Source organism: Streptomyces alboniger (assembly GCF_008704395.1).
GTDB classification, from domain to species: domain Bacteria; phylum Actinomycetota; class Actinomycetes; order Streptomycetales; family Streptomycetaceae; genus Streptomyces; species Streptomyces alboniger.
In genome coordinates, this window is the sequence record NZ_CP023695.1 from 3,678,968 (window position 1) to 3,699,522 (window position 20,555).

Annotated in this window: 27 protein-coding genes; 9 read left to right on the forward strand and 18 right to left on the reverse strand. The window is 71.1% G+C overall.

Going from position 1 to position 20,555, the window contains the following annotated elements:
• Positions 1–44: 44 nt before the first annotated feature.
• Positions 45–713 carry a TetR/AcrR family transcriptional regulator gene (locus CP975_RS16230; protein ID WP_150477038.1) on the forward strand — a complete coding sequence of 223 codons (669 nt, stop codon included), beginning with the start codon at positions 45–47 and terminating at the stop codon, positions 711–713.
• Between the two features lie 50 nt (positions 714–763).
• Here CP975_RS16230 and CP975_RS16235 read toward each other — a convergent pair whose 3' ends face one another.
• Positions 764–1,525 carry a TetR/AcrR family transcriptional regulator gene (locus CP975_RS16235; RefSeq protein WP_150477039.1) on the reverse strand — a complete coding sequence of 254 codons (762 nt, stop codon included), beginning with the start codon at positions 1,523–1,525 and terminating at the stop codon, positions 764–766.
• Between the two features lie 105 nt (positions 1,526–1,630).
• Here CP975_RS16235 and CP975_RS16240 point away from each other — a divergent pair, with 105 nt between their 5' ends.
• Positions 1,631–2,638 carry an ABC transporter ATP-binding protein gene (locus tag CP975_RS16240; RefSeq protein ID WP_055531410.1) on the forward strand — a complete coding sequence of 336 codons (1,008 nt, stop codon included), beginning with the start codon at positions 1,631–1,633 and terminating at the stop codon, positions 2,636–2,638.
• Entirely contained in the window at positions 2,625–3,374 is a 750-nt protein-coding gene (locus CP975_RS16245; protein WP_055531412.1) for an ABC transporter permease, read from the forward strand. Before CP975_RS16240 ends, CP975_RS16245 begins: the two co-directional genes overlap by 14 nt.
• Here the strand turns inward: CP975_RS16245 and CP975_RS16250 are convergent.
• The 3 genes from CP975_RS16250 to CP975_RS16260 are packed head-to-tail and all read right to left on the reverse strand — an operon-like array spanning position 3,322 to position 6,219.
• Positions 3,322–4,506: an aminoglycoside phosphotransferase family protein gene (locus CP975_RS16250; protein WP_070321225.1), complete on the reverse strand. Its 1,185-nt coding sequence runs from the start codon at positions 4,504–4,506 to the stop codon at positions 3,322–3,324. The two genes, CP975_RS16245 and CP975_RS16250, sit on opposite strands and share 53 nt — an antisense overlap.
• A 54-nt stretch (positions 4,507–4,560) precedes the next feature.
• Positions 4,561–5,316 (reverse strand): HAD family hydrolase, encoded by a 756-nt coding sequence (locus CP975_RS16255; RefSeq protein ID WP_425474253.1) that lies wholly within the window; start codon positions 5,314–5,316, stop codon positions 4,561–4,563.
• The gene (locus tag CP975_RS16260; RefSeq protein WP_055531414.1) at positions 5,317–6,219 is read right to left on the reverse strand and encodes a FadR/GntR family transcriptional regulator; all 903 of its coding nucleotides are present in this window, start codon (positions 6,217–6,219) and stop codon (positions 5,317–5,319) included.
• Positions 6,220–6,347: 128 nt separating this feature from the next.
• On the opposite strand from CP975_RS16260, the gene CP975_RS16265 reads away from it, so the two are divergent.
• Entirely contained in the window at positions 6,348–6,536 is a 189-nt protein-coding gene (locus CP975_RS16265; protein WP_030784821.1) for a hypothetical protein, read from the forward strand.
• A gap of 26 nt (positions 6,537–6,562) precedes the next feature.
• Here the strand turns inward: CP975_RS16265 and CP975_RS16270 are convergent, their stop codons facing one another.
• Positions 6,563–7,471 (reverse strand): FadR/GntR family transcriptional regulator, encoded by a 909-nt coding sequence (locus tag CP975_RS16270; RefSeq protein WP_150477040.1) that lies wholly within the window; start codon positions 7,469–7,471, stop codon positions 6,563–6,565.
• Between the two features lie 147 nt (positions 7,472–7,618).
• Between CP975_RS16270 and CP975_RS16275 the strand changes: the two genes are divergently transcribed.
• A complete protein-coding gene (locus tag CP975_RS16275; protein WP_055531418.1) occupies positions 7,619–7,804 on the forward strand; it encodes a hypothetical protein in 186 nt (61 codons plus the stop codon).
• A gap of 128 nt (positions 7,805–7,932) precedes the next feature.
• On the opposite strand, the gene CP975_RS16280 is transcribed toward CP975_RS16275, so the two are convergent.
• The gene (locus tag CP975_RS16280; RefSeq protein WP_055531420.1) at positions 7,933–9,204 is read right to left on the reverse strand and encodes a GNAT family N-acetyltransferase; all 1,272 of its coding nucleotides are present in this window, start codon (positions 9,202–9,204) and stop codon (positions 7,933–7,935) included.
• A 65-nt stretch (positions 9,205–9,269) separates the two neighbouring features.
• Positions 9,270–9,872, reverse strand: coding sequence for an RsiG family protein (locus CP975_RS16285; RefSeq protein ID WP_055531422.1), 603 nt, complete (start codon positions 9,870–9,872; stop codon positions 9,270–9,272).
• Between the two features lie 226 nt (positions 9,873–10,098).
• Here CP975_RS16285 and dtd point away from each other — a divergent pair, with 226 nt between their 5' ends.
• The gene (gene dtd / locus CP975_RS16295) at positions 10,099–10,536 is read left to right on the forward strand and encodes a D-aminoacyl-tRNA deacylase (RefSeq protein ID WP_150477042.1); all 438 of its coding nucleotides are present in this window, start codon (positions 10,099–10,101) and stop codon (positions 10,534–10,536) included.
• A gap of 1 nt (position 10,537) precedes the next feature.
• On the opposite strand, the gene ygfZ is transcribed toward dtd, so the two are convergent.
• From ygfZ to CP975_RS16310, 3 genes are read right to left on the reverse strand one after another with little or no spacing between them, the layout of a single operon-like run.
• The gene (gene ygfZ / locus CP975_RS16300) at positions 10,538–11,503 is read right to left on the reverse strand and encodes a CAF17-like 4Fe-4S cluster assembly/insertion protein YgfZ (RefSeq protein ID WP_055533920.1); all 966 of its coding nucleotides are present in this window, start codon (positions 11,501–11,503) and stop codon (positions 10,538–10,540) included.
• A 34-nt stretch (positions 11,504–11,537) separates the two neighbouring features.
• Positions 11,538–11,963 carry a Fur family transcriptional regulator gene (locus CP975_RS16305; RefSeq protein ID WP_030784838.1) on the reverse strand — a complete coding sequence of 142 codons (426 nt, stop codon included), beginning with the start codon at positions 11,961–11,963 and terminating at the stop codon, positions 11,538–11,540.
• Positions 11,964–11,999: 36 nt separating this feature from the next.
• Positions 12,000–12,572 carry a heme-binding beta-barrel domain-containing protein gene (locus tag CP975_RS16310; protein ID WP_030784840.1) on the reverse strand — a complete coding sequence of 191 codons (573 nt, stop codon included), beginning with the start codon at positions 12,570–12,572 and terminating at the stop codon, positions 12,000–12,002.
• Between the two features lie 245 nt (positions 12,573–12,817).
• Between CP975_RS16310 and CP975_RS16320 the strand changes: the two genes are divergently transcribed.
• Complete coding sequence (locus CP975_RS16320) at positions 12,818–13,180, forward strand: DsrE family protein (protein WP_055533918.1); 363 nt, start codon at positions 12,818–12,820, stop codon at positions 13,178–13,180.
• A gap of 5 nt (positions 13,181–13,185) precedes the next feature.
• On the opposite strand, the gene CP975_RS16325 is transcribed toward CP975_RS16320, so the two are convergent.
• The 8 genes from CP975_RS16325 to CP975_RS16355 all read right to left on the reverse strand — a co-directional run bounded on the left by CP975_RS16325 (position 13,186) and on the right by CP975_RS16355 (position 18,449).
• Positions 13,186–13,446 (reverse strand): DUF3099 domain-containing protein, encoded by a 261-nt coding sequence (locus CP975_RS16325; RefSeq protein WP_055533916.1) that lies wholly within the window; start codon positions 13,444–13,446, stop codon positions 13,186–13,188.
• A gap of 102 nt (positions 13,447–13,548) precedes the next feature.
• Positions 13,549–13,836, reverse strand: a complete 288-nt coding sequence (locus CP975_RS16330; RefSeq protein ID WP_054232391.1) for a DUF1416 domain-containing protein — start codon at positions 13,834–13,836, stop codon at positions 13,549–13,551.
• Positions 13,837–13,880: 44 nt separating this feature from the next.
• Positions 13,881–14,726, reverse strand: coding sequence for a sulfurtransferase (locus CP975_RS16335; RefSeq protein WP_055533914.1), 846 nt, complete (start codon positions 14,724–14,726; stop codon positions 13,881–13,883).
• A 156-nt stretch (positions 14,727–14,882) separates the two neighbouring features.
• Complete coding sequence (locus CP975_RS36615; protein WP_356580218.1) at positions 14,883–14,963, reverse strand: putative leader peptide; 81 nt, start codon at positions 14,961–14,963, stop codon at positions 14,883–14,885.
• Positions 14,964–15,181: 218 nt separating this feature from the next.
• On the reverse strand, positions 15,182–15,934 hold the full coding sequence (locus CP975_RS16340) for an LmeA family phospholipid-binding protein (RefSeq protein ID WP_055533912.1): 753 nt from the start codon (positions 15,932–15,934) through the stop codon (positions 15,182–15,184).
• 122 nt (positions 15,935–16,056) lie between these two features.
• Positions 16,057–17,310, reverse strand: a complete 1,254-nt coding sequence (locus tag CP975_RS16345) for a hypothetical protein (protein ID WP_055533910.1) — start codon at positions 17,308–17,310, stop codon at positions 16,057–16,059.
• Positions 17,311–17,315: 5 nt separating this feature from the next.
• Complete coding sequence (locus CP975_RS16350) at positions 17,316–17,570, reverse strand: MoaD/ThiS family protein (protein WP_055533908.1); 255 nt, start codon at positions 17,568–17,570, stop codon at positions 17,316–17,318.
• Between the two features lie 12 nt (positions 17,571–17,582).
• The gene (locus CP975_RS16355; protein WP_055533906.1) at positions 17,583–18,449 is read right to left on the reverse strand and encodes an alpha/beta fold hydrolase; all 867 of its coding nucleotides are present in this window, start codon (positions 18,447–18,449) and stop codon (positions 17,583–17,585) included.
• 238 nt (positions 18,450–18,687) lie between these two features.
• Between CP975_RS16355 and CP975_RS16360 the strand changes: the two genes are divergently transcribed.
• A complete protein-coding gene (locus CP975_RS16360; protein WP_055533904.1) occupies positions 18,688–19,455 on the forward strand; it encodes a response regulator transcription factor in 768 nt (255 codons plus the stop codon).
• Positions 19,456–19,478: 23 nt separating this feature from the next.
• Positions 19,479–20,501, forward strand: a complete 1,023-nt coding sequence (locus CP975_RS16365; protein WP_150477043.1) for a LacI family DNA-binding transcriptional regulator — start codon at positions 19,479–19,481, stop codon at positions 20,499–20,501.
• The last annotated feature ends 54 nt before the right edge of the window (positions 20,502–20,555 follow it).

Below are 20,555 nucleotides of genomic sequence, written 5' to 3' on the forward strand. Positions count from 1 at the left end.
GGTCACATTCGTAACCGGGTAACCAACCCCCATAGACTCCCCCCATGACCGAAGCGAAGCCCCCTGCCCCGCCCCTCGCCCTACCCCCCGAGCCCGGCCTGCGGAGCCGCAAGAAGCAGCAGCGGTACACGACGATCTCCGAGGCGGCGATCGCTCTCTTCCTGGAGAGGGGCTTCGAGAAGGTGTCGGTGGCGGAGGTGGCCGCCGCGGCGGAGATCTCCAAGCCGACGCTCTTCCGGTACTTCGCGACCAAGGAGGACCTGGTCCTGCACCGGTTCGCCGACCACGAGGACGAGGCGGCCCGCGTGGTCGCCGGCCGTCCGGCCGGACGGGCCGCGCTGGACGCGCTGCAACGGCACTTCCTGGACGGCCTCGAACGCCGCGACCCCGTGACCGGCCTCTGCGACGCCCCCGCGGTCCTCGCCTTCCACCAACTCCTGTACGGAACACCGTCGTTGGTGGCCCGCCTGCACGGTTACCAGAACCGCTCCGAACAGGCGCTGACCGAGGCGCTGACCGCCGCGCACGGCGGCAACCGCCTGGAGGCGCGGCTCGCCGCAGGACAGATCGTGGCCGTCCAGCGGATCCTCGCGGAGGAGAACTGGCGCCGGGTGACCTCCGGCGAGGCCGCGGACGAGGTCTGGCCCGACGCGGTGACCTCGGCCAACAGGGCGTTCTCCCAACTCCGCTCAGGCCTCACGCGCTACGCGTAGCCTCCACCCCGAGCCCGGCCCAGGCCGCCCCCCCCTCAGCCCCGACCCCCTCAGCCCCGCCCCTCCACCAACACCGCCACCCCGTCCAACACCCGGGCGAGCCCGAACTCGAACTCGGTGTCGTCCTCGTCCGGCACCTCCAGCACCCCCGCCCCCAGCAGCCGCCGCACCCCGGGAAACCGCCCGGGATCCGCCGCGGTCAGCGCGTCCACCGTGCGGGCGTACCGCCGCATGACCTCGTCCGGCGCGGCCCCCCGCGCCCGCATCGCCGCCTCCAGGTCGGCCATGAGGGAGACCTCGTTGCGGACGTAGCCGCCGACCAGCAGCATCACGGAGATCTTCCGGCCGTCGTCGAGCCCGCTGCCGTCGAGGACCTCAAGACCCCGCTCCATCCACTCCAGACCGTGCGGCGAGGCGGGCGGCGAGGAGATGGGGATGCGCAGCAGCCACAGGTTCCGCTGGAAGACGGCACGCTGCCCCCGCGCCCACCACTCGAGACCGGCCCGCCAGCCGCCCGCGGAGTCCGGCCGCCGCGGAGGGGCGCCCATCGCCGTGTCCTGCATCAGGACGTACAGATCGTCCTTGGCGGAGACGTACCGGTAGAGCGACATGGTCGAGACGCCGAGTTCCTTGGCGAGGCGCCCCATGGAGACCGCGTCGATCCCCTCGGCGGCCGCGACCCGGATGCCCGTCTCGACGATGCGCTCCAGGCTGAGGCCGGGCTTCGGCCCCTTGGAGGGCCGCTCCCGCAGCCCCCAGGCCGTTTCGAGCCCGACGGACAGCCCCGTGCCCTCGCTTCTGCCGGCCGTCACGCGCCACCCCTCTCCGCTCACCCGCTCTTGACGCACATCGTAGTTCTGCGTAACCCTTAAACAGTAATGCGTAGGCCTTACGCAGTAACCAGAGGAGATGCCCGCATGCCCGCCATCGAGGCCACCGGCCTGCACAAGTCCTACGGGCCCGTCCACGTCCTCCGCGGAATCGACCTGCACGTCCCGCCCGGCACGGTCTTCGCGCTGCTCGGCCCGAACGGCGCGGGCAAGACGACGACCGTCCGCATCCTCGCCACGCTCACCGAGCCCGACGCGGGGACCGCGCGGATCGCGGGCCACGACATCCGCACGCGCCGCCGCGAGGCGCGCCGGGCCCTCAGCCTGACCGGCCAGTTCGCGGCGGTCGACGAGAAGCAGTCCGGCGCGGAGAACCTCCGCATGATGGCGCGGCTCGCCGGCCTGTCCCGCCCCGCGGCCCGCGCCCGCGCCACCGAACTGCTCGCCCGCTTCCACCTCACGGACGCCGCCGACCGCCTGGTCGCCACGTACTCCGGAGGCATGCGCCGCCGCGTGGACCTGGCGGCGGGCCTCGTCGGCGACCCCGAGGTGATCTTCCTGGACGAGCCGACGACGGGCCTCGACCCGCGCAGCCGCAAGGAGATGTGGGACGTGGTCCGTGAACTGACGGCCCGGGGCACGACGGTCTTCCTCACCACGCAGTACCTGGAGGAGGCAGACCGGCTGGCCGACCGCATCGCGGTCCTGCACGAGGGCCGGGTGGTGGCGGAGGGCACGGCGGCCGCGCTCAAGTCCCGCGTGGCGGACCACCGCCTGGACCTCACCCTCACTTCCCGGGAGGCCTACCTACGCCTGACGGCCCCGGCCCCCACGAGCGCGAAGGCGACGGCGGCACCGGGGGCGACGCACCACTCCCCCGAGACCCTCACCCTCGGCTTCCCCACGGACGGCTCCGCCCACCACGTACGCGCCCTCCTCGACGAACTCGACCCCCACCACACCGAGATCGAGCACTTCGCCCTTCGCGGCGCCACGCTGGACGACGTCTTCCTGAGCCTGACCCAGCCGAAGAACTCGCCCACCACCCACCAGGACCAGAACCGGAACCAGGACCCCGCCCATGCACACGCCTGACGCCCTCATCATGTCCGGCCGCTCCCTGCGCCTGAGCCGCCGCACCACGGACGCGCTGATCACGGCCCTCGCCATGCCGGTGATGCTGCTCCTGATCTTCGTGTACTTCTTCGGCGGCGCGATCGACACCGGCACGCGGTACGTGACGTACGTCGTCCCCGGCGTGCTGCTCCTCTGCGCCGGCTTCGGCTCCTCGAACACGGCCATCGCCGTGACGGAGGACCTCAAGGGCGGCATCATCGACCGGTTCCGCTCGATGGACATCGGCGGCACGCCCATCCTGGCGGGCCACGTCCTCGCCTCCACGGCCCGCAACCTCGTCGCGACGACGCTCGTCCTCGCCCTGGCCTTCGCCATCGGTTTCCGCCCGTCGGCGACCCCGGCGGGCTGGCTGGCCGCGCTCGCCGTGCTGATCGCCTTCATCGTGGCCCTGTCCTGGCTCTCGGCGACGGTGGGCATGCTGGCCGGGTCCTCCGAGGCGGCGGGCGGCTTCACCTTCTTCGTGAGCTTCCTGCCCTACCCCAGCAGCGCCTTCGTCCCCACGGACACGATGCCCTCCTGGCTCCGCGTCTTCGCCGACCACCAACCGGTCACCCCGGTCATCGAATCCCTCCGCGGCCTCCTCCTCGACCAGCCGGTGGGCAACACCCCCTGGCTGGCCCTGGCCTGGTGCGGGGGCATCCTCATCCTCGCGGTGGCCCTGTCGGCGTTCCTGTTCGGGAGGCACACCCGCTAGGCGCCGACCGGCCGAACGGCCCCGCGTACCAGTCCCGCAGGGCCCGCTCCGCCACCCGCGCGTCCGGCACCTCGGCCAGCTTCAGAGGTTCGGCGGCGCGCCGCAGGGCCCGGCAGACCCGCGCGGAGGCGAGCGCGTAGTCCGCGTCGTCCGGACCACCGGCCGACGCGGTCAGGTCGAGCGCGGCCCGCATGATGTCGGGGAACACGGACTGGGCGTACTCGAAGTCCAGATAGACCGGCAGATCGGCGGCCATGCCCTCGGTCATGTCCCGGTGGCCCGCACGGTCCATCGCCTCGGCCCACAGCTCCTGCATCCGGGTCTGCTCGTCCTTCTCGTACTCCATGCGTACGAGATGAGTGGCGAGGTCGTGCAGCGGGTCGCCGTACATGGCCAGCTCCCAGTCGATGACCGCCACATGACGGCGGTCGACGACGATGTTGCCGCGGTGGACGTCGGTGTGGAGGAGACCGAACGGGCGGGGCGTCAGGCGCCGGTGGTCCGGGTCGGCGCGGAAGGCGGTCATGACGTCGGAGTGGATGCCCACCGCGCCGAAGAGGCCCTCGAAGCGCCGCCGGTTCGGCCGGTGCACCTGGTTCTCGGTGAAGCCGATCAGCCAGTCGAGGAACTCCTGGCTCCGCCCCGGCTCGGGCCAGCCGTCGGGCCTGGGCGGCAGCTCCTTCTCGGGCACGTCCGCGGCCCTGGCGAAGAACTCGGCGAGCGAGCGCATCATCGCCTCCCCGACGGGCCCGTCGGGCTGGACCTCACAGAGCGCCTTCCCCGCCCGGTAGGAGTGCAGCGACCAGTCCCCGAAGTCCCGGAAGCAGCGCGGGACTTCCTTGAGCCGCCGGCTCACCACCGTGAGCAGCTCCGTCTCGCTGGGCCAGATGCGCGGCACCACCTCCACGGCCTCGCGCGGCATCCGGCATTTGACCCGGGCCCGGAACGGCATCGTGATCAGCAGCACGGCCAGGGGCCAGCTCAGCGGCACGACATAGTTGATGTTGTGGTGACCCGCCACGACCTCACGGTCCGGATGGTCCCTGTGCGAGTCGGCGAGACGTCGGATCCACGACTCGCGGCGACCGCTCTTCGGCGCCTCGTGGGGGAAGCGAGGCGGAGGTGACGGCATGAGCGCAGAGCGTAGCTCACCGAACCGTTCCTGCTGGCTCGCCTTACGGCCCTGTCAGCATCTCCCGTCGCGCACACAGCGCAGGACCGGCTCCAGGGACGACACGAGGTGCGTCCCGCCGGCGCCGCGCAGCAGTCCGGCCTTGCGCGGGTTGCGCGCGAAGCCCAGGAAGCCCACGCCCGCCCGTCGGGCCGCCAGGAAGTCCGAGGGCCTGTCGCCGATCATCAGGGCCGCCCCCGGATCGGCGCCCATGGCTCGCAGGGCGCGGTGCACACAGTGGGGGTGCGGCTTGAGCAGGCCGAGATCCTGGGTGCGGCCGTAGATGTGCGGGGCGAAGCACTCCAGGAGGCCGCGGGAGGCCAGGTAGGTGCTCACGGCGGCCGGGGCGTTGTTGGTGGTCACGGCCAGCCGGACACCGACGGCCGTCCAGGTGCGGATCAGCGGATCGACGTGCGCCGTGGGCCAGGCGTTCGCCACGGCCTTCAGCTCCTGCTGGGTGAGCCACGCCTCCAGCTCCTCCACCAGCTCGCCGCGGGGGCTGCGGCGGTCGACGGCGCGCAGCAGCACGTAGGGGTCGGGCTCCCGCCGCTCGTCCGTGGTGAGCAGGTCGCGCAGGCCCCACCCCTCCAGACGCCGCACCATTTCCCTCGCCACGTCCTCGGCCAGGAGTCCGGCGAAGAGGTCACACATGGGACCGTCGAAGTCGAAGAGCACGAAACGAACAGGGCCGATCAGATCGTGGAGCCTTTCGGTCTCCTCGTCGAGCATCTCGGGCCACACCGTGTCGGATTGTGTCGGGTCAGAGGTCACCTAAGAGAGTGTCAGGTCAGTTGTGATGGTTGCCCATAGGGCGTCGAACCACTTCTGCGACTCGTCGACGAACGTGGCGTCGCGGGTGCCCTGCCCGGACTTCTCGAAGGAGAAGAGGGGCACCTTGACGCCCGGCACGTCGTAGAGGTCCAGCATCTCCCCGTCACCGTCCGGGTCCATTTCGAGCTGCGCGGGCCCCAGCGTGTAATACGCGAGGAGCGCCTCCCGGCCGTTGAGCAGGTACAGCTTCACCGGCGTGGTGAACGGCAGCGCGCGGAACGTGACGTCGACGTCGATCCCGTGCGAGGACCGCAGCGCACGCAGGTTGTGCCGCAGCACCTGCCCCTGCGCGTTCCGCTGAGCGAGCCAGCGCTGGTGGAGCCGCTCCCTGCTCTCCGCGTCGCCCGCGATCGGCACCGGGAACGCCAGCTGGATGTCGCTGCTCGGCAGCAGGATGCGCACCTTGATCGACTCGGGGCGGATACGGCCCTCGTGGATCAGGCGGACCGGCTCACCGAGGGCGACCATCAGGGTCTCGGCGGTGTACGACACGACGTCGATCCGTACCTCCGTCGCCGCGAACGCCTCCGCGAGGCGGGGCGCGAGGACGACCATGGACGGCTGCGGGCCCCGGCTCGCGGGGGCCGGGCCCGCCTCGGCGACGCGGGGCGGGCTGCCCTTGCTGACGTTGGACAGGAGGCCTTCGCTCTGGAGCTTCCTCATCGCCTGGCGCACGGCACCGCGCTCCACGCCGAACTCCTCGGCCAGCTCCGCCTGGGTCGGCAGGCGGTCCCCCGCCCGCAGCTCACCCGCCCGGATGCGATCACGTACGGCGTCGGCGATGTCCTGGGACGAGAGCTTCCTGTTGCCGTTCACTGCAACGTTCTCCTGGGTCACAACCAAACGATACAACTGACCGCCATCTCAGGGCAGTTGATGGGAAGTTGTTTATTTAGTCGTACCAAGTGGGGACAACTAAAGCAGAGTTGGCTGCCAACTTGGTCAAGATGGTAGAAGGGGGAACCACCATCATGCCCGTCATAGCCCTCCTCACAGCCCTGGTCGCCGTCACCGTCGAACAGCTCGTGCAGTGGAAGTACGGCCCGATGGGCATCGCCGGTCTCCTCCTGCTGACCATCGGCCTCAAGGCGAGGAACCACACGTGCAGCTCCATCGGCGCCGCCGTCCTCGCCCTGATGGTGACCGGCCCGGCGCTGTGACCGGCCCGGCACGGTGACCGCGGCGGTCAGCCCGCCGCCAGCTTCAGATCCTGACTGATCGTGTTCCACAGGGCGTTGAACCACAGGTGGGACTGCTCCACGAACGTCGTGTCCCGCAACCCGTCCCCCTGTTGGAACGGGAAGAGCATCGACTGCGTGCCCTGCGCGTCGTACATCTCCAGGGACTCCTGGCCGATCTCCTCGTCCCGCTTGGTGAGTGTGTAGTAGGCGAAGAGCGCCTCCGTGCCGTTGATCAGGTACAGCTTCACCGGCGGGGTGAACGGCAGCGCGCGGAACTGCACCGATACGTCGATCCCGTGCGAGGCCCGCAACGCCAGGAGGTTGTGCCGCAGCACCTGCCCCTGAGCGTTGCGCTGGTCGAGCCAGCGGCGGTGCACCCAGCCGCCCTCGTCGTCGCCGCCGTCGACCGGCGCGGGGAACGCCAGGTCGATGTCACGGCTCGGCAGCAGCACCCGGACGTCGACCTTGGCCGGTTTGCGCTGTCCGGCGTGGATCTGCCGCAGCGGTTCGCCGATCGCCATGGTGAGGGAGACGGAGGTCAGACAGAGCGCGTCTATCTCCACGTGCGGGGCCTCGAAGGCCGACGCGATGCGGGGCGCGAGGCCGACCATCGTGGGCTGGGGACGCACCGACGCCGCCCCGTCGAGTGCCCGCTCCGGGGCTTTCGCCACCGTGGCGGGGCTGCCCTTGGACACGTTGGACAGAAGGTGCTCGCGGTGCAGGATCCGCAGCGCCTCGCGCACGGCTCCGCGCTCCACGCCGAACTCGTCGGCCAGCTCGGCCTGGGTCGGCATGCGCTGGCCCGGCCGCAGCGACCCGGACCTGATCCGGTCACGCAGCACGTCGGCCACCTCGCGGTGGGAACGACGCCTCTTGCTCCCGTTGACGGGGGCGTGTTCCGTACTCACAACCAAACAGTACAACTTCGCGCCATCTTAGGGGAGTTGCAGGAAAGGTGGTTATGAGTCGACTCCCAGCGGAGATAAGTCAGTTGAAGTTGGTAGCCAACTTTGGCGACATGGTCAGGCCCTTCCGGGGTTGGCCACCAAGGAGGGAACATCATGCCGCTCATCGCCATCGTCGTCGCCGCCCTCGCCATCGGTTTCGAGCAGCTCATCCAGTGGAAGTACGGCCCGCTGGGCATCGTCGCCCTCGTCCTGCTCACCGTGGGGATCAAGGCCAGGAGCGCCAAGATCGGCGGGGTCGGGGCAGCCCTTCTCGTCCTGCTCCTCGCCCAGTCGGGCTGACGGCCCGGCTGCACAGACCCGGCTGGCCGGGCTCCCATCCGGAGGGGAGCCGGGAGTCCGACCGACCGGCGGAAAACCGAGCCCCGGCTCCCGGCTACGGGGGAGCCGGGGCTCACACATGGCCCACCTCAGAAGAGGTCCTGGCACCACGGACGCCGGGCCGTGGCGAACAGCGCGTCGGCGACCGCCACCGCCCCGGCCCGCTCCTCCGCCACCCGCCCCAGCGCCACCAGCCGCGCCACGGACTCGTCCCCGAGCCACAGCCGCCCCAACTCCGCTATGTCCAGGGCGAGATCGGGCTCAGCCCCCGTCGGCGAGCACACCGCCCCGCCGTCCGGCGCCGCCTCCAGCCGGTAGCGCCCACCCGCGAGCCCCGCCGGGTCGGCGACCTCCAGGACGAGCGTGCCCGCCCCGCCGTACGTCCGCGCCTCCAGGGCCCGTACGACATCCAGGATCCGCACCCACAGCCAGTCCGCGTGCCCGGTCACGCGGGCCGCGCGCGGGTCCGGCAGGAGGTGCGGGAGCAGGTCGTCGGGGGCCAGCCACCCGCTCTTCACCGTGACGACCTTGTCGACCGAACAGACGTAGTGCCACAGGGCACGCTCGGCGGCCGGCGTGACGGCGGTCATCGAGCGCACGGTCGCGGTGTTCCGCGGCAGCAGGGAGTCGCCCCACTCGTCGTGCGTCGTCTCGTACACGAGCAGGCCGTCGACGCGCCCCGACGGGTCGCGGTAAAGGGCGTAGAACGGCTCGTCCCACGGGAATTCGGGGGTCACCTGCTGCCCGGTGCTCCTCAGCCACCAGTGCTCGTCGCGGGTGATGGCGCCGTGCCGCACGGCCCTGAACCGCTCGTGCAGCTCGGGACCGAACTTGCGTACGTCGTCGCCGTCGACCAGGTCGATACGGGCACCGGCCTCCTCAGGACCCGACCAGCGCGGGTCGAGCCCCGAGCGCGTCACGTCGACCGTCCACTCGGTGACCGAGGTCGCGGGCCCGAAGCCGAACCGGCCGTAGATCGCGTACTCGGCGGCGATGAGTGTGGCGACCACGTCACCGCGCTCCTTCGCCGCCGCGAGGTCGGCGGTCATCATGCGGGTGAGGATGCCGCGGCGCCGGTGGGTCGGGGAGACGGTCACCGCGGAGACGGCGTTGGCGGAGACGGCCGCGCCGCCCACCGCGGTCAGCTCCTGCGGGAAGGACCGGTAGGTGCCTACACAGCGGCCGCGGTCGAAGGCGCCCCGCATGCCTCCGATGGCCCCGCGTGCGCGTATGTTCGCCACGGCCTCGTCAGACATGCCGGCCCGCGCCTGGAGGAACCCCGCCTGCACGGCCCTCAGCCAGGCGGGCAACTCGGCGTCGGTGATGGCCCTGACCTCGACATCGCCCTCAACATCACTCATGCGCCCACGCTAGGCAGCGCACCACCGCCGCCGCACGGGATTTTCACCCCCGCCGCCCGCCCCGCTCACACCAGCAGGTCGTCCACCTGCGCCTCGCCCTCCCGGTACCGCCGGGCGATCTCCCCGCTGCAATCGTCCGCCGTGCGCTGGAGCGACTGCCTGCGCCGCGACACCTGCTGTTCGTAGCGGACGAGGCGGCCCATGGCCGTGCGCAGTTCCTCGTCCGTGCGGGCCGCCAGGTCGGACAGCTCGACCTCGGCGAGCATCTCCGTGGCCAGCAGGCGGTACTCCTCGCTGTGCGGGGTGCCGAGCGTGACGTGGCGGGCCGAGGAGCGGTGCCGGGCCGGGGCGTCCGCGAGGATCTCCGAGAGCCGGTCGACGACGGCCGCCTCCGGCCTGGGCGCCGGCGAGTCCCCGCGGCGCGCGATCTCGGCCCGCAGGATGTCGATGCGCCCTTGAAGCAGCCGCCGCACATAGCTGAGATCGGCCTCGTCCTGCTGCGCCGCCCGGCGCAGCTCCCGAAGCTCGGGCAGGCGCCGCGCGGCCAGATCGTGCTCGGGCACCTCGGGCAGCAGTGGGCTGCCGGTGCGCTGCTTCGGTGGACGCGGGACCGCCGTACGCCGAAGCGAGACCCGGCCGGGCGACTGCCCCGTACTTGGTGTGCTCATATCGCTCTACCGTCCCCTCGACCGGCCGACGCGGGTGCACCGCGTGTGAGCATCGTGCCACCCCGAGTGGCCACTATGTGAATGAGTGCCCGGAATCGGCCCCGGATGGGGGGATCTGGAGCCCCTGGATGGGCCACCCCGGCCACCCCGGCCACCCCGGCCACCCCGGCCACCCGGGACGCCACCCGACCCGGCCGCCCCCACCCGGCACGGCATGATGGCCCGTATGCGAGCAGTGGTGCAGAGGGTCGACGGCGCGAGCGTGGTCGTCGAGGGCGAGGACGGCCCCGCGACGGTGGGCGAGATCAGCGGCGAGGGTCTGTGCGTCCTGGTGGGCGTCACGCACGACGACACCAAGGAGAAGGCGGCCCAACTGGCCCGCAAGCTCTGGTCGTTGCGCATGCTGGCCGACGAGAAGTCGTGCAGCGACATCGACGCGCCGCTGCTCGTCATCAGCCAGTTCACGCTCTACGGGGACGCCCGCAAGGGCCGCCGCCCCACCTGGAACGCGGCGGCCCCCGGCCCCGTCGCCGAACCCCTGGTCGACGAGGTGGTCGCCCAGCTGCGCTCCCTCGGCGCGACGGTGGCGACGGGCCGCTTCGGGGCGCAGATGCGGGTGGGCCTGACGAACGACGGCCCGTTCACGGTGCTCCTGGAGATGTGACCTAGGGCTGAACGACCACTTCCTGAGCAGCGGCGATGTCCCCGGCGACCAGCTCCGCGTCCACCGGCACGTTCCGCTTGATGAGCCCGAGCGCGATCGGCCCCAGCTCGTGGTGGCGTACGGCGGTCGTGATGAACCCGAGCTTGCGGCCCTCGGCCCCGTCGGCGGCGAGCTGGAGGGGCGTCCCCGCGACCGGCAGATGCACCTCGCTCCCGTCCAGGTGGAGGAAGACGAGGCGGCGCGGCGGCTTGCCCAGGTTCTGGACGCGGGCGACCGTCTCCTGCCCGCGGTAGCAGCCCTTCTGAAGGTGCACGGCCGTGCCGATCCAGCCCAGCTCGTGGGGGATCGTGCGGTGGTCGGTCTCGAAGCCGAGGCGCGGCCGGTGGGCCTCCACCCGCAGCGCCTCGTAGGCGAGGAGCCCGGCCGCGGGGCCGTTCTCGGCCGCGTACGACTCCAGGTCCGTACGCGGCAGGAACAGGTCGCGGCCGTGTGCCGTCTCGCGTACGGCGACGCCCTCGGGGGCCGGGGCGATCGAACCGGCGGGCAGGTGGACGACGGCGAACTCGTCGGTCCGGTCGGCGACTTCGACGCGGTAGAAGAACTTCATGCTCTCCAGGTACGCGATGAGCGCGTCCTGGGTGCCGGGCTCGACGTGCGCCCAGATGGTCTCGCCGTCGTCCACGAGATAGAGCGCGTGTTCGATATGGCCGTTGGCGGAGAGGATCAGCGCTTCGGTGGCCTGGCCGGCCGGCAGCTCGCTGACGTGCTGGGTGAGCAGCAGATGCAGCCAGCTCAGCCGGTCGGAGCCGGTCACGGTGACCACCCCGCGGTGCGAGAGGTCGACGAAACCGGCGCCGTCGGCGAGGGCGCGCTGCTCACGGAACAGTTCGCCGTAGTGGGCGGCGACGCCTTCGTCCACGCCCTCGGCGGGGACGGCGCCGGGCAGGGACAACAGGGGGCTCTTCATGTTCACAAAGACTACGACCAGTGGGCGGCGGCTTTTATTTCTGGCGGCACTTCTCGCACTGCCCGAAGATCGCGAAGTGCTTCAGGTCGGTGTCGAACCCGAAGGTCTCCCGCAGCTTGGCGGTGAACTCCGCGGCCACGGAGGTGTCGGCCTCGATGACGCCCGTGCAGTCCCGGCAGACCAGGTGGATGTGGTGGTGCCGGTCCGCCAGGTGGTAGGTGGGCGCGCCGTGCCCGAGATGGGCGTGCGAGACGAGGCCCAGCTCCTCCAGCAGCTCCAGCGTGCGGTAGACCGTGGAGATGTTGACCCCCGACGCCGTCTTGCGCACTTCGCAGAGGATGTCGTCGGGGGTCGCGTGCTCAAGGGTGTCGACGGCTTCGAGGACAAGCTGGCGCTGCGGCGTCAGCCGGTAGCCGCGCTGCCGCAGGTCGCTCTTCCAGTCGGAGTCGGTGCTCGCCACGCCGACAAGTCTAGGTCTACTTGAAGAAGACGACCTCTACTTGAAGAAGGCGATGCCGTCGTCGGGCAGATCGCCGAGGTTGCGCGCCATGTCGGCGACCTCCTCGGGCGTGACGACCTTCTTCAGCTGCGCCGACATGTAGGGGCGCAGCGACACCTCGGGGGTCTGCTTCTCGCCGACCCACATCAGGTCGCCCTTCACATAGCCGTAGAGCCGCTTGCCGCCGGTGTAGGGGCCGGCGGCAGCGGTGCGCGCGACGGCGTCCGTGACCAGGTCGATCTGCGGCTTCTTGTCGGCCAGCTCGCCGTACCAGACCTCGACGACGCCGTCGTCGCGGACCATCACGACCTCGACCTTGCGGTCCTTGTCGATGCGCCAGAAGCCGGACTCGGTCTCCAGCGGCTTGACCTTGTTGCCCTCGGAGTCGAGCACCCAGGTGTACGAGCGGTACTCGATGAAGTCCCGCCCGTCGTGCGTGAAGGAGACCTCCTGGCCGAAATTCGCCTTCTCGGCGCCGGGGAAGTCGGTGACGCCCGCGCCCGCCCAGTTGCCGAGGAGGAAGGCGAGGGGGACGAGGTCGGGGTTCAGGTCGGACGGAATCTCGATCATGGGAAGCTCAGACGATCTGTGGAGGGGGTGGTGGTGGCGGTGGTCAGCGCTGGCCCTGGTACAGCTTCTTCACGGTGAGCCCGGCGAAGGCGAGAACGCCGACGCAGACAAGAACCAGCAGGGCGGAGAAGAAGGCCTCAAGCACGGGGTGCTCCTCGGTGAGCTGTTGGGGCAGGTATCAGAGCCGGTCCCACTGTAGTCGGGCGGCGCCCGTCCCTCTCTGTGAGGGGCCTTACGATGCGGCCATGGCGAAGAAGCTCGTGATCAAGGTGACCGCCGGGGCCGACGCCCCCGAGCGCTGCTCGCAGGCCTTCACGGTGGCGGCCGTGGCCGTGGCCAGCGGGGTGGAGGTGTCCCTCTGGCTGACCGGTGAGTCGTCGTGGTTCGCACTGCCGGGCCGGGCGGCGGAATTCGACCTTCCGCACGCGGCGCCGCTGCCGGATCTGATCGACTCGATCATGGCGGCGGGCCGGATCACGCTCTGCACGCAGTGCGCGGCGCGCCGCGACATCTCGGAGCAGGACGTCATCGCGGGCGTACGGATCGCGGGCGCGCAGGTCTTCGTCCAGGAGGCGACGACGGACGGCGTCCAGGCGCTCGTGTACTGAGCGGCCTACTGCGGGTGCCGCTTGCCGTCCAGCTCGTCCCACCACTCGTCGGACTTCGGATCACCCGAGGGGTCGTCCCACCAGCGGTCCTCGGGCCCTCGCCGGTTGGCGACCATGGCGGCGACCGGCGGGATCACCATCGCCACGACGCACATGCCGACGGCGACGGGGATCGACCACAGCCGCACGACGCCCCAGGCCAGGACGAACAGGGCGATGCAGATGCCCATCATGACGAAGTACGTATGACGTCGTCGTGCGTACATGTGTCCAGCGTAGGCCCGCACGGGCTGAAGGGCCGCACCCCGTTCCAGTGGCGTCCAACCCCCTGGGGTGCGGCCCTTCAGCCGTTCATGGTGCGGCGCGGATCAGACCGCGATCGCCACCTCCGCGAGGCCGCCCGTCTGCGCGACGACCGTGCGGTCGGCCGTGCCGCCGGGGACCAGCGCCCGGACGGTCCACGTGCCCTCGGCCGCGTAGAACCGGAACTGGCCGGTCGCCGAGGTGGGCACCTCGGCGGTGAACTCGCCGGTCGAGTCGAGCAGGCGCACGTAACCGGTGACGGGCTCGCCGTCGCGGGTCACCTGGCCCTGGATCGTGGTCTCACCGGGCTTGATCGTCGAAGCGTCGGGGCCGCCGGCCTTTGCTCCACACATGTCGTACTCCTGAGGATGAGGGGGAGGGGACGGGAGGTCCGGGATTACTTGTTGGCGCCCAGCTCGATCGGCACGCCGACGAGCGAGCCGTACTCGGTCCAGGAGCCGTCGTAGTTCTTGACGTTGGTCTGGCCGAGCAGCTCGTGCAGGACGAACCAGGTCAGGGCCGAACGCTCACCGATGCGGCAGTAGGCGATCGTGTCCTTCGACAGGTCCACCTGCTCGGCCTCGTAGAGCGCCTTCAGCTCCTCGTCGGACTTGAAGGTGCCGTCGTCGTTGGCGTTCTTCGACCACGGGATGTTGCGGGCGCTCGGCACGTGGCCGGGGCGCTGCGACTGCTCCTGCGGGAGGTGGGCCGGGGCGAGCAGCTTGCCGCTGAACTCGTCGGGCGAGCGCACGTCGACCAGGTTCTTGGAGCCGATGGCCGCCACGACGTCGTCGCGGAAGGCGCGGATCGACGTGTCCTGGGCCTTGGCCTTGTAGTCGGTGACGGGACGCTTCGGGACCTCGGCGCCGTCGACCAGGTCGCGGGAGTCCAGCTCCCACTTCTTGCGGCCGCCGTCGAGGAGCTTCACGTCCTGGTGGCCGTAGAGCTTGAAGTACCAGAAGGCGTACGAGGCGAACCAGTTGTTGTTGCCGCCGTAGAGGACGACGGTGGAGTCGTTCGCGATGCCCTTCGCCGACAGGAGCTTCTCGAAGCCCTCCTGGTCGATGAAGTCGCGGCGGACCGGGTCCTGGAGGTCCTTGGTCCAGTCGATGCGGACCGCGTTCTTGATGTGGTTCTTGTCGTACGCGGAGGTGTCCTCGTCGACCTCGACGATGACGACCTTCGGGTCCTCGATGTGGGCCTCGACCCAGTCGGCGTCTACCAGGACATCGCTGCGGCTCATGCTTCTCTCCTCCGGGGCAGTTACGGCGGTACGGCTGTGCGAGGGGACGTGCGCGTACGGCGGACAAGCGCGGGGAGGCGCGGCGTACGTGGCACGGGGGGTGGCCCTGACCGAAGTCGTCGACGGGCCGGGGGAATACGGGAGTTGGATCTCCCGCTAGAAGGTGCGACAGAGCATGGCGGCGACGCGGCACAGGTCTACTGCCCGCCGCTTCGTGAGGTCCGCCTGTCGGTTCATAGGGCCGATCGTAGGGATGCGGAGGCGGCCGTGTCACCGGGGCTCCGCATACTGAGACACGATCGTCCACTATGTGGGAATGGTTGAAGCCCGGGGCCGCCCCGACGGGGCCCCGGGCTCCATGTCACGCCCATCACATCCGCCCGCCGGACGGGTGCGTCTCGCTCTGCGGACGACGCCCCACGGCGGCGGGGTCCAGCCGGTCAGGCCGGCGGGGTTCAGCCGGTCAGGCTCACGTCCGAACCCGTCACGGACATGTCCACGCCGTCCGGCGCCGCCTCGACCTTCTCCAGCTTTATCCCGGCCGGCAGGTCGTCGACCTTCTGCTTGAAGTCGGTGACGTCGCGGACCATGCCCTCGGGCAGCGGGATGGAGACGCCGAGGACCTCCAGCTTCTTCGGGATCTCGTCCGCGTGGACCACGATGCTGTCGCCCTCGACCCGCACCGAGCTGAGCACGTGGACGGGCTTGGGCAGCTTCGTGCCCCCCTTGCTGACCTCGACCTCGACCTTGACCTTGCCGTTGCCGCCGTCGGAGAGGCCGACCACCTTGCCGGTGGCGCCGAGCGGCAGCCCCACGGGCTCGGACTTGCCGGCCTTCAGGAGTTCGTCGTACGAGACGTGGGCCGTGCCCGTGGCGGTCGCGGCGGTCGCCGAGCTGTAGTCGCCGGAGAACTTCACGCCCTTCATCCGGGCCGTCAGGTCGGCGATGCGGATCGAGTCGGAGCCGGACCTGGCGTCGTAGTCCTTGATGCCGACCTCGACCTCGTCCAGCTCACCGCCCGCGACCTGCGTCAGGAACGGGAACCCCTTGATGGAGACGTCGGGCGTCTCGCTCAGCCCCTCGTTGGTACGCAGCTTGTCCGCCGCCTCGCCCTCGGCGAAGTTCACGGCGAGCCGGTCGGCCGCCACGAAGAGCCCTCCGAGGATCACCACGACGATCAGAAGTATGCGTACGGCGCGCTTGCTCATGTCCGGTGTTCCCCCACCTTGTTCCCCCGCCTCAACTGTCCTTTCCGCGAGCCTAAAGGACAGGTCCCCGGCCGGTGGGACCGGCCGGGGACCTGTCGATCAGCTGTGACGGTGTACGGCCGTCAGCCGATGGCACGCCCGAGGACGTAGACGGCCGGCGCGGCGGCGGCCAGCGGCAGCGCGACGCCCGCCGTCATGTGCACGAAGCGGGACGGGTAGTCGTAGCTCGCCACGCGGTGCCCGATCAGCGCGCAGACCCCCGCGCCGAAGGCGAGCAGCGCCCCCTTGCTCCCCAGGTCGGTCAGCCCGCCGACGGCGACCCCGGCGCCGGTGGCCGCGAGCAGCGCGACGACGACGGAGACGGGCGTGGGCAGCGGCAGCGCGCGGGCGAGGATCGCGACGGCGACCGCGACACCGCCCACGGTGACAGCGTCGGACGCGGCCGCGAGGTGCCCGGCCGCGATGATCGCGAGCGCGGCGGAGACGACGGTGGCCATGAGCCCGTACATCCGCTCGTCGGCACCCGCGCGGCTGCGCAGCTGGAGGACGAGCACCAGCAGCACCCACACGCCGAGCGTGCCGAGGATGGCGGCGGGCGCGTTCTCCTTGCCGACGCCTAGCAGGACGGCGTCGGCGACGACACCCCCGAGGAAGGCCAGCGCGATGCCCTGCCGCGCCGGCCACATGCCGTTGAGCCGGAACCAGCCGGCCGCGGTCACCGCTTGCAGGATCACCAGCGGTGCGAGCAGTGCGTACGACCCGACGGCGGCACCCGCGGCGAGCAGCAGCCCGAGGACCGCGGTCAGGGCCGCGGGCTGCATCCCCGGCTCTATGACGGGCGATCGACCCTCGGCACGGGCGCGCTGGGCATCGGTGACACGGGCGTTGCCGGTGGTGGTGGCGGGACCGTAGGTGGGCGCGTCACCGGAGCCGCCCTCGGAACCCCCACCGGGGCCACCGCCCGAACCCTCGGCGGGCCTGTCGTACGCGTCGCCCTGCGCGGGCAGATACGCGGTCTCCGTCACGTCCACCGCGACGACGGGCGGCTGTGCCTGCGTCTCCCAGGTCTGCCCCTCCCACTGCTGGGTGGACTGGTCCTGGGCGTACGCCTGCGGGTACTGCTGCTGATCCGCGTACGGCTGCTGGGCGTACTGCTGCTGGTCCCCGTACGACTGCTGCCCGTACTGCTGCTGGTCCGCATAGGACTGCTGCCCGTACTGCTGCTGATACGGCTCCTGCGCGTACTGCTGATCCGGATACGGCTGCTGCGCGTACTGCTGCTGGTCCGGGTACGGAGCCCCGGGGTACTGCTGCTGCCCGGAGTACGGGTCGTACCCCTCGTACCCCTCGTGCCCCTCGTACGGCTGATTGGACATGGCGCTCATCCTCCTGCGAACGGCGGGAGCACCTCGACCGTGCCGCCCTCGGCCAGCCGTACGGTCTCATGCCCGCGGGTCCCGACGGGGTCACCGTCGATCAGGAAGGAGCAGCGCTGGAGGACCCGGACCAGTTCTCCCGGGTGCCGCTCGCGGGCGGCGTCCAGCGCTTCGGCGAGCGTCGCCGCCGCGTACGGCTCCTCGGCGACTCCCGCGGCCGCCTTGGCAGCGGCCCAGTAACGAATGGTGCCGTTCACCATGCGACTCCCCTTTCAGTCGGCGGTCGCCGAGGTCTCGGTCGGCGTTGCCGACGTCCATGATGCCGTGGCCCATGCCGCGATCCGGCCGACCAGCCCGTCCGAGGCGGCGTGCTCCGCGTGCCCCATGCCTTCTTCCAGCCACAGTTCGGCCCCCTCCGGCGCGGCGGCGGCCAGCGCCCTCGGGTGATCGACGGGGAAGTACGGATCCCGGGTGCCGTGCACGACGAGCAGCGGCGTCGTGCCCATGAGGGCGACGGACTCGACCGGCGAAAGGGGGACGGGGTCCCACTCGTGCGGGTGGATTCGCGTGCGGAGCCCGAAGCGGCCGACCACGCGCCCGGCGGGCCGCGTGACGACCCAGTGCAGCCGCCGCATCGGCGCCGTCCCCCGGTAGTACCAGCGGGCCGGCGCACTCACCGCGACCACCGCGTCGGCGCGCGCTTCGGTGCGCCCCCTGTGCGACGCGGCGTGCCGCACGACGACGGAACCGCCCATCGAGAAGCCCACGGTCACCACGCGCGCGTGTCCGAGGGACCGCGCCCACTCCACCGCCGCCGCCAGGTCGAACACCTCCCGGTCCCCGACCGTGGAGTGCCCGCCGGAGCCGCCGTGCCCCCGGAAGGAGAAGGTGATCACGGCCGCACGCTGGGCGAAGACGCGCGCGATGCGGCGCACGTGCGGCCGCGAGAGGTCGCCGGTGAAGCCGTGCGCGACGACGACCGCGACCCCGCCGCCGGGCCCGGGACCCGGGTCGTACGCGGCCTCGATGGCGACCCCGTCCTGTGTACGGAGCGTTGCGCGCCGTTGAACACCGGACGGAGCGCGAGTGATCGGCTGCACAGAAGATCGCGCCGCTTGACCTGCCGGACCGGAACTCATGTGGGCTATTCTGCTGGGCAGAGGATCCGGGCAGCGCAGCCCCCGGGTCCTTTCGTGCTTTCAGAACCCCGGGCGCGGGTTTTGGAGGACAGCGTGACTCAGTACGAAGCAGTGCCGTAAACGCCCCCAGCTCTGAATGAGCAGGGGGGACCCCCTCCGCAGGGACCGAGGAGGAACCAGACGTTATGGGCGAGCGAAACGTGCACGACAGTCGGACGACCCGGGCAGGTGGTCGGCGGTGAGTTCTCTGCTGCTCCTGACCAATGCCCTCCAGCCGTCGACGGAGGTGCTCCCCGCCCTCGGCCTGCTCCTTCACAACGTGCGCGTCGCCCCCGCGGAGGGGCCCGCTCTCGTCGACACCCCCGGTGCCGACGTCATCCTCATCGACGGACGCCGTGACCTCCCCCAGGTGCGCAGCCTCTGCCAGCTGCTGCGCTCCACCGGGCCCGGCTGCCCGCTGGTCCTCGTCGTGACGGAGGGCGGTCTCGCGGCCGTCACCGCGGACTGGGGCATCGACGACGTACTCCTCGACACGGCGGGACCGGCCGAGGTCGAGGCACGGCTGCGGCTCGCCATGGGCCGCCAGCAGATCACCTCCGACGACTCCCCCATGGAGATCCGCAACGGCGATCTCTCCGTGGACGAGGCGACGTACAGCGCGAAGCTCAAGGGCCGGGTGCTCGACCTGACCTTCAAGGAGTTCGAACTGCTCAAGTACCTGGCGCAGCACCCGGGCCGGGTCTTCACCCGCGCCCAGCTGCTCCAGGAGGTCTGGGGCTACGACTACTTCGGCGGCACCCGCACGGTCGACGTCCATGTGCGGCGGCTGCGGGCGAAGCTCGGCGTCGAGCACGAGTCGCTGATCGGCACGGTCCGGAATGTCGGTTACCGCTTCGTCACCCCGGAGAAGGTGGAGCGGGCGGCCGACGAGGAGAAGGCGAAGGCGGCGACGCCGCGGGCCGAGTCCGCCAAGGAGGACGCTGCCGTACGCCCTACGGGGCGGTAGGTCCATCCGCGTAGACTGCGCGCGTGGCCAAGGTGACGCGGGACGATGTGGCGCGACTGGCGGGTACTTCGACCGCTGTCGTCAGTTATGTCATCAACAACGGACCCCGGCCGGTCGCCCCGGCCACGCGCGAGCGCGTACTCGCCGCGATCAAGGAGCTGGGCTACCGCCCCGACCGGGTCGCCCAGGCCATGGCGTCCCGCCGTACGGACCTCATAGGCATGATCGTGCCGGACGCGCGCCAGCCGTTCTTCGCGGAGATGACGCACGCGGTCGAACAGGCGGCGTCCGAGCGCGGAAAGATGGTCCTCGTCGGCAACTCCGACTACGTGGAGGAGCGCGAGACCCACTACCTCCGCGCCTTCCTCGGCATGCGGGTCTCCGGCCTCATCCTCGTCAGCCACGGCCTGACCGACCAGGCCGCCGCCGAGATAGACGCGTGGGACGCGCGCGTGGTGCTGCTGCACGAGCGGCCCGAGGCCATCGACGACGTCGCGGTCGTCACGGACGACGTCGGCGGCGCGCAGCTCGCCACCCGGCACCTCCTCGAACACGGCCACGAGTACGTCGCCTGCCTCGGCGGCATGGCCGAGACCCCGACCGTCGGCGACCCCGTCTCCGACCACGTCGAGGGCTGGCGGCGCGCGATGCGGGAGGCCGGGCGGTCGGTGGAGGGGCGGCTCTTCGAAGCGCCGTACAACCGCTACGACGCGTACCAGGTGGGCCTGGAGCTGCTCGCCGGGCCCGACAGGCCCTCCGCCATCTTCTGCTCCACGGACGACCAGGCGATCGGCGTGCTCCGGGCGGCGCGGGAGCTGCGCATCGACGTCCCCGGGGAGCTGGCCGTGGCCGGCTTCGACGACGTCAAGGAGGCGGGGCTGACGGATCCCCCGCTGACGACGGTGGCCTCGGACCGCCCCGCGATGGCCCGCGCGGCGGTGGACCTGGTCCTGGACGACGGCCTCCGCGTCGCCGGCTCGCGCCGGGAGCGGCTGAAGCTGTTTCCCTCGCGGTTGGTCGTACGGCAGTCCTGCGGCTGCGAGTAGCTGGCCTCTGGCCTTGAGCGGGGGCCCCTGCCGGGGCGGGCCCGCGGGTGCGGG

Bases quoted from the DNA above. Each gene is read 5' to 3' on its own strand.
- CP975_RS16340 (WP_055533912.1), bottom strand. From the start codon at position 15,934: ATGAGCAAGCGCGCCGTACGCATACTTCTGATCGTCGTGGTGATCCTC.
- CP975_RS16285 (WP_055531422.1), bottom strand. From the start codon at position 9,872: ATGAGCACACCAAGTACGGGGCAGTCGCCCGGCCGGGTCTCGCTTCGG.
- CP975_RS16265 (WP_030784821.1), top strand. From the start codon at position 6,348: ATGCCCGTCATAGCCCTCCTCACAGCCCTGGTCGCCGTCACCGTCGAA.
- dtd (WP_150477042.1), top strand. From the start codon at position 10,099: ATGCGAGCAGTGGTGCAGAGGGTCGACGGCGCGAGCGTGGTCGTCGAG.
- CP975_RS16335 (WP_055533914.1), bottom strand. From the start codon at position 14,726: ATGAGCCGCAGCGATGTCCTGGTAGACGCCGACTGGGTCGAGGCCCAC.
- CP975_RS16310 (WP_030784840.1), bottom strand. From the start codon at position 12,572: ATGATCGAGATTCCGTCCGACCTGAACCCCGACCTCGTCCCCCTCGCC.
- CP975_RS36615 (WP_356580218.1), bottom strand. From the start codon at position 14,963: ATGAACCGACAGGCGGACCTCACGAAGCGGCGGGCAGTAGACCTGTGC.
- CP975_RS16230 (WP_150477038.1), top strand. From the start codon at position 45: ATGACCGAAGCGAAGCCCCCTGCCCCGCCCCTCGCCCTACCCCCCGAG.
- CP975_RS16330 (WP_054232391.1), bottom strand. From the start codon at position 13,836: ATGTGTGGAGCAAAGGCCGGCGGCCCCGACGCTTCGACGATCAAGCCC.
- CP975_RS16245 (WP_055531412.1), top strand. From the start codon at position 2,625: ATGCACACGCCTGACGCCCTCATCATGTCCGGCCGCTCCCTGCGCCTG.
- CP975_RS16250 (WP_070321225.1), bottom strand. From the start codon at position 4,506: ATGCCGTCACCTCCGCCTCGCTTCCCCCACGAGGCGCCGAAGAGCGGT.
- CP975_RS16275 (WP_055531418.1), top strand. From the start codon at position 7,619: ATGCCGCTCATCGCCATCGTCGTCGCCGCCCTCGCCATCGGTTTCGAG.
- CP975_RS16355 (WP_055533906.1), bottom strand. From the start codon at position 18,449: ATGAGTTCCGGTCCGGCAGGTCAAGCGGCGCGATCTTCTGTGCAGCCG.
- CP975_RS16320 (WP_055533918.1), top strand. From the start codon at position 12,818: ATGGCGAAGAAGCTCGTGATCAAGGTGACCGCCGGGGCCGACGCCCCC.
- CP975_RS16350 (WP_055533908.1), bottom strand. From the start codon at position 17,570: ATGGTGAACGGCACCATTCGTTACTGGGCCGCTGCCAAGGCGGCCGCG.
- CP975_RS16325 (WP_055533916.1), bottom strand. From the start codon at position 13,446: ATGTACGCACGACGACGTCATACGTACTTCGTCATGATGGGCATCTGC.
- ygfZ (WP_055533920.1), bottom strand. From the start codon at position 11,503: ATGAAGAGCCCCCTGTTGTCCCTGCCCGGCGCCGTCCCCGCCGAGGGC.
- CP975_RS16345 (WP_055533910.1), bottom strand. From the start codon at position 17,310: ATGTCCAATCAGCCGTACGAGGGGCACGAGGGGTACGAGGGGTACGAC.
- CP975_RS16240 (WP_055531410.1), top strand. From the start codon at position 1,631: ATGCCCGCCATCGAGGCCACCGGCCTGCACAAGTCCTACGGGCCCGTC.
- CP975_RS16280 (WP_055531420.1), bottom strand. From the start codon at position 9,204: ATGAGTGATGTTGAGGGCGATGTCGAGGTCAGGGCCATCACCGACGCC.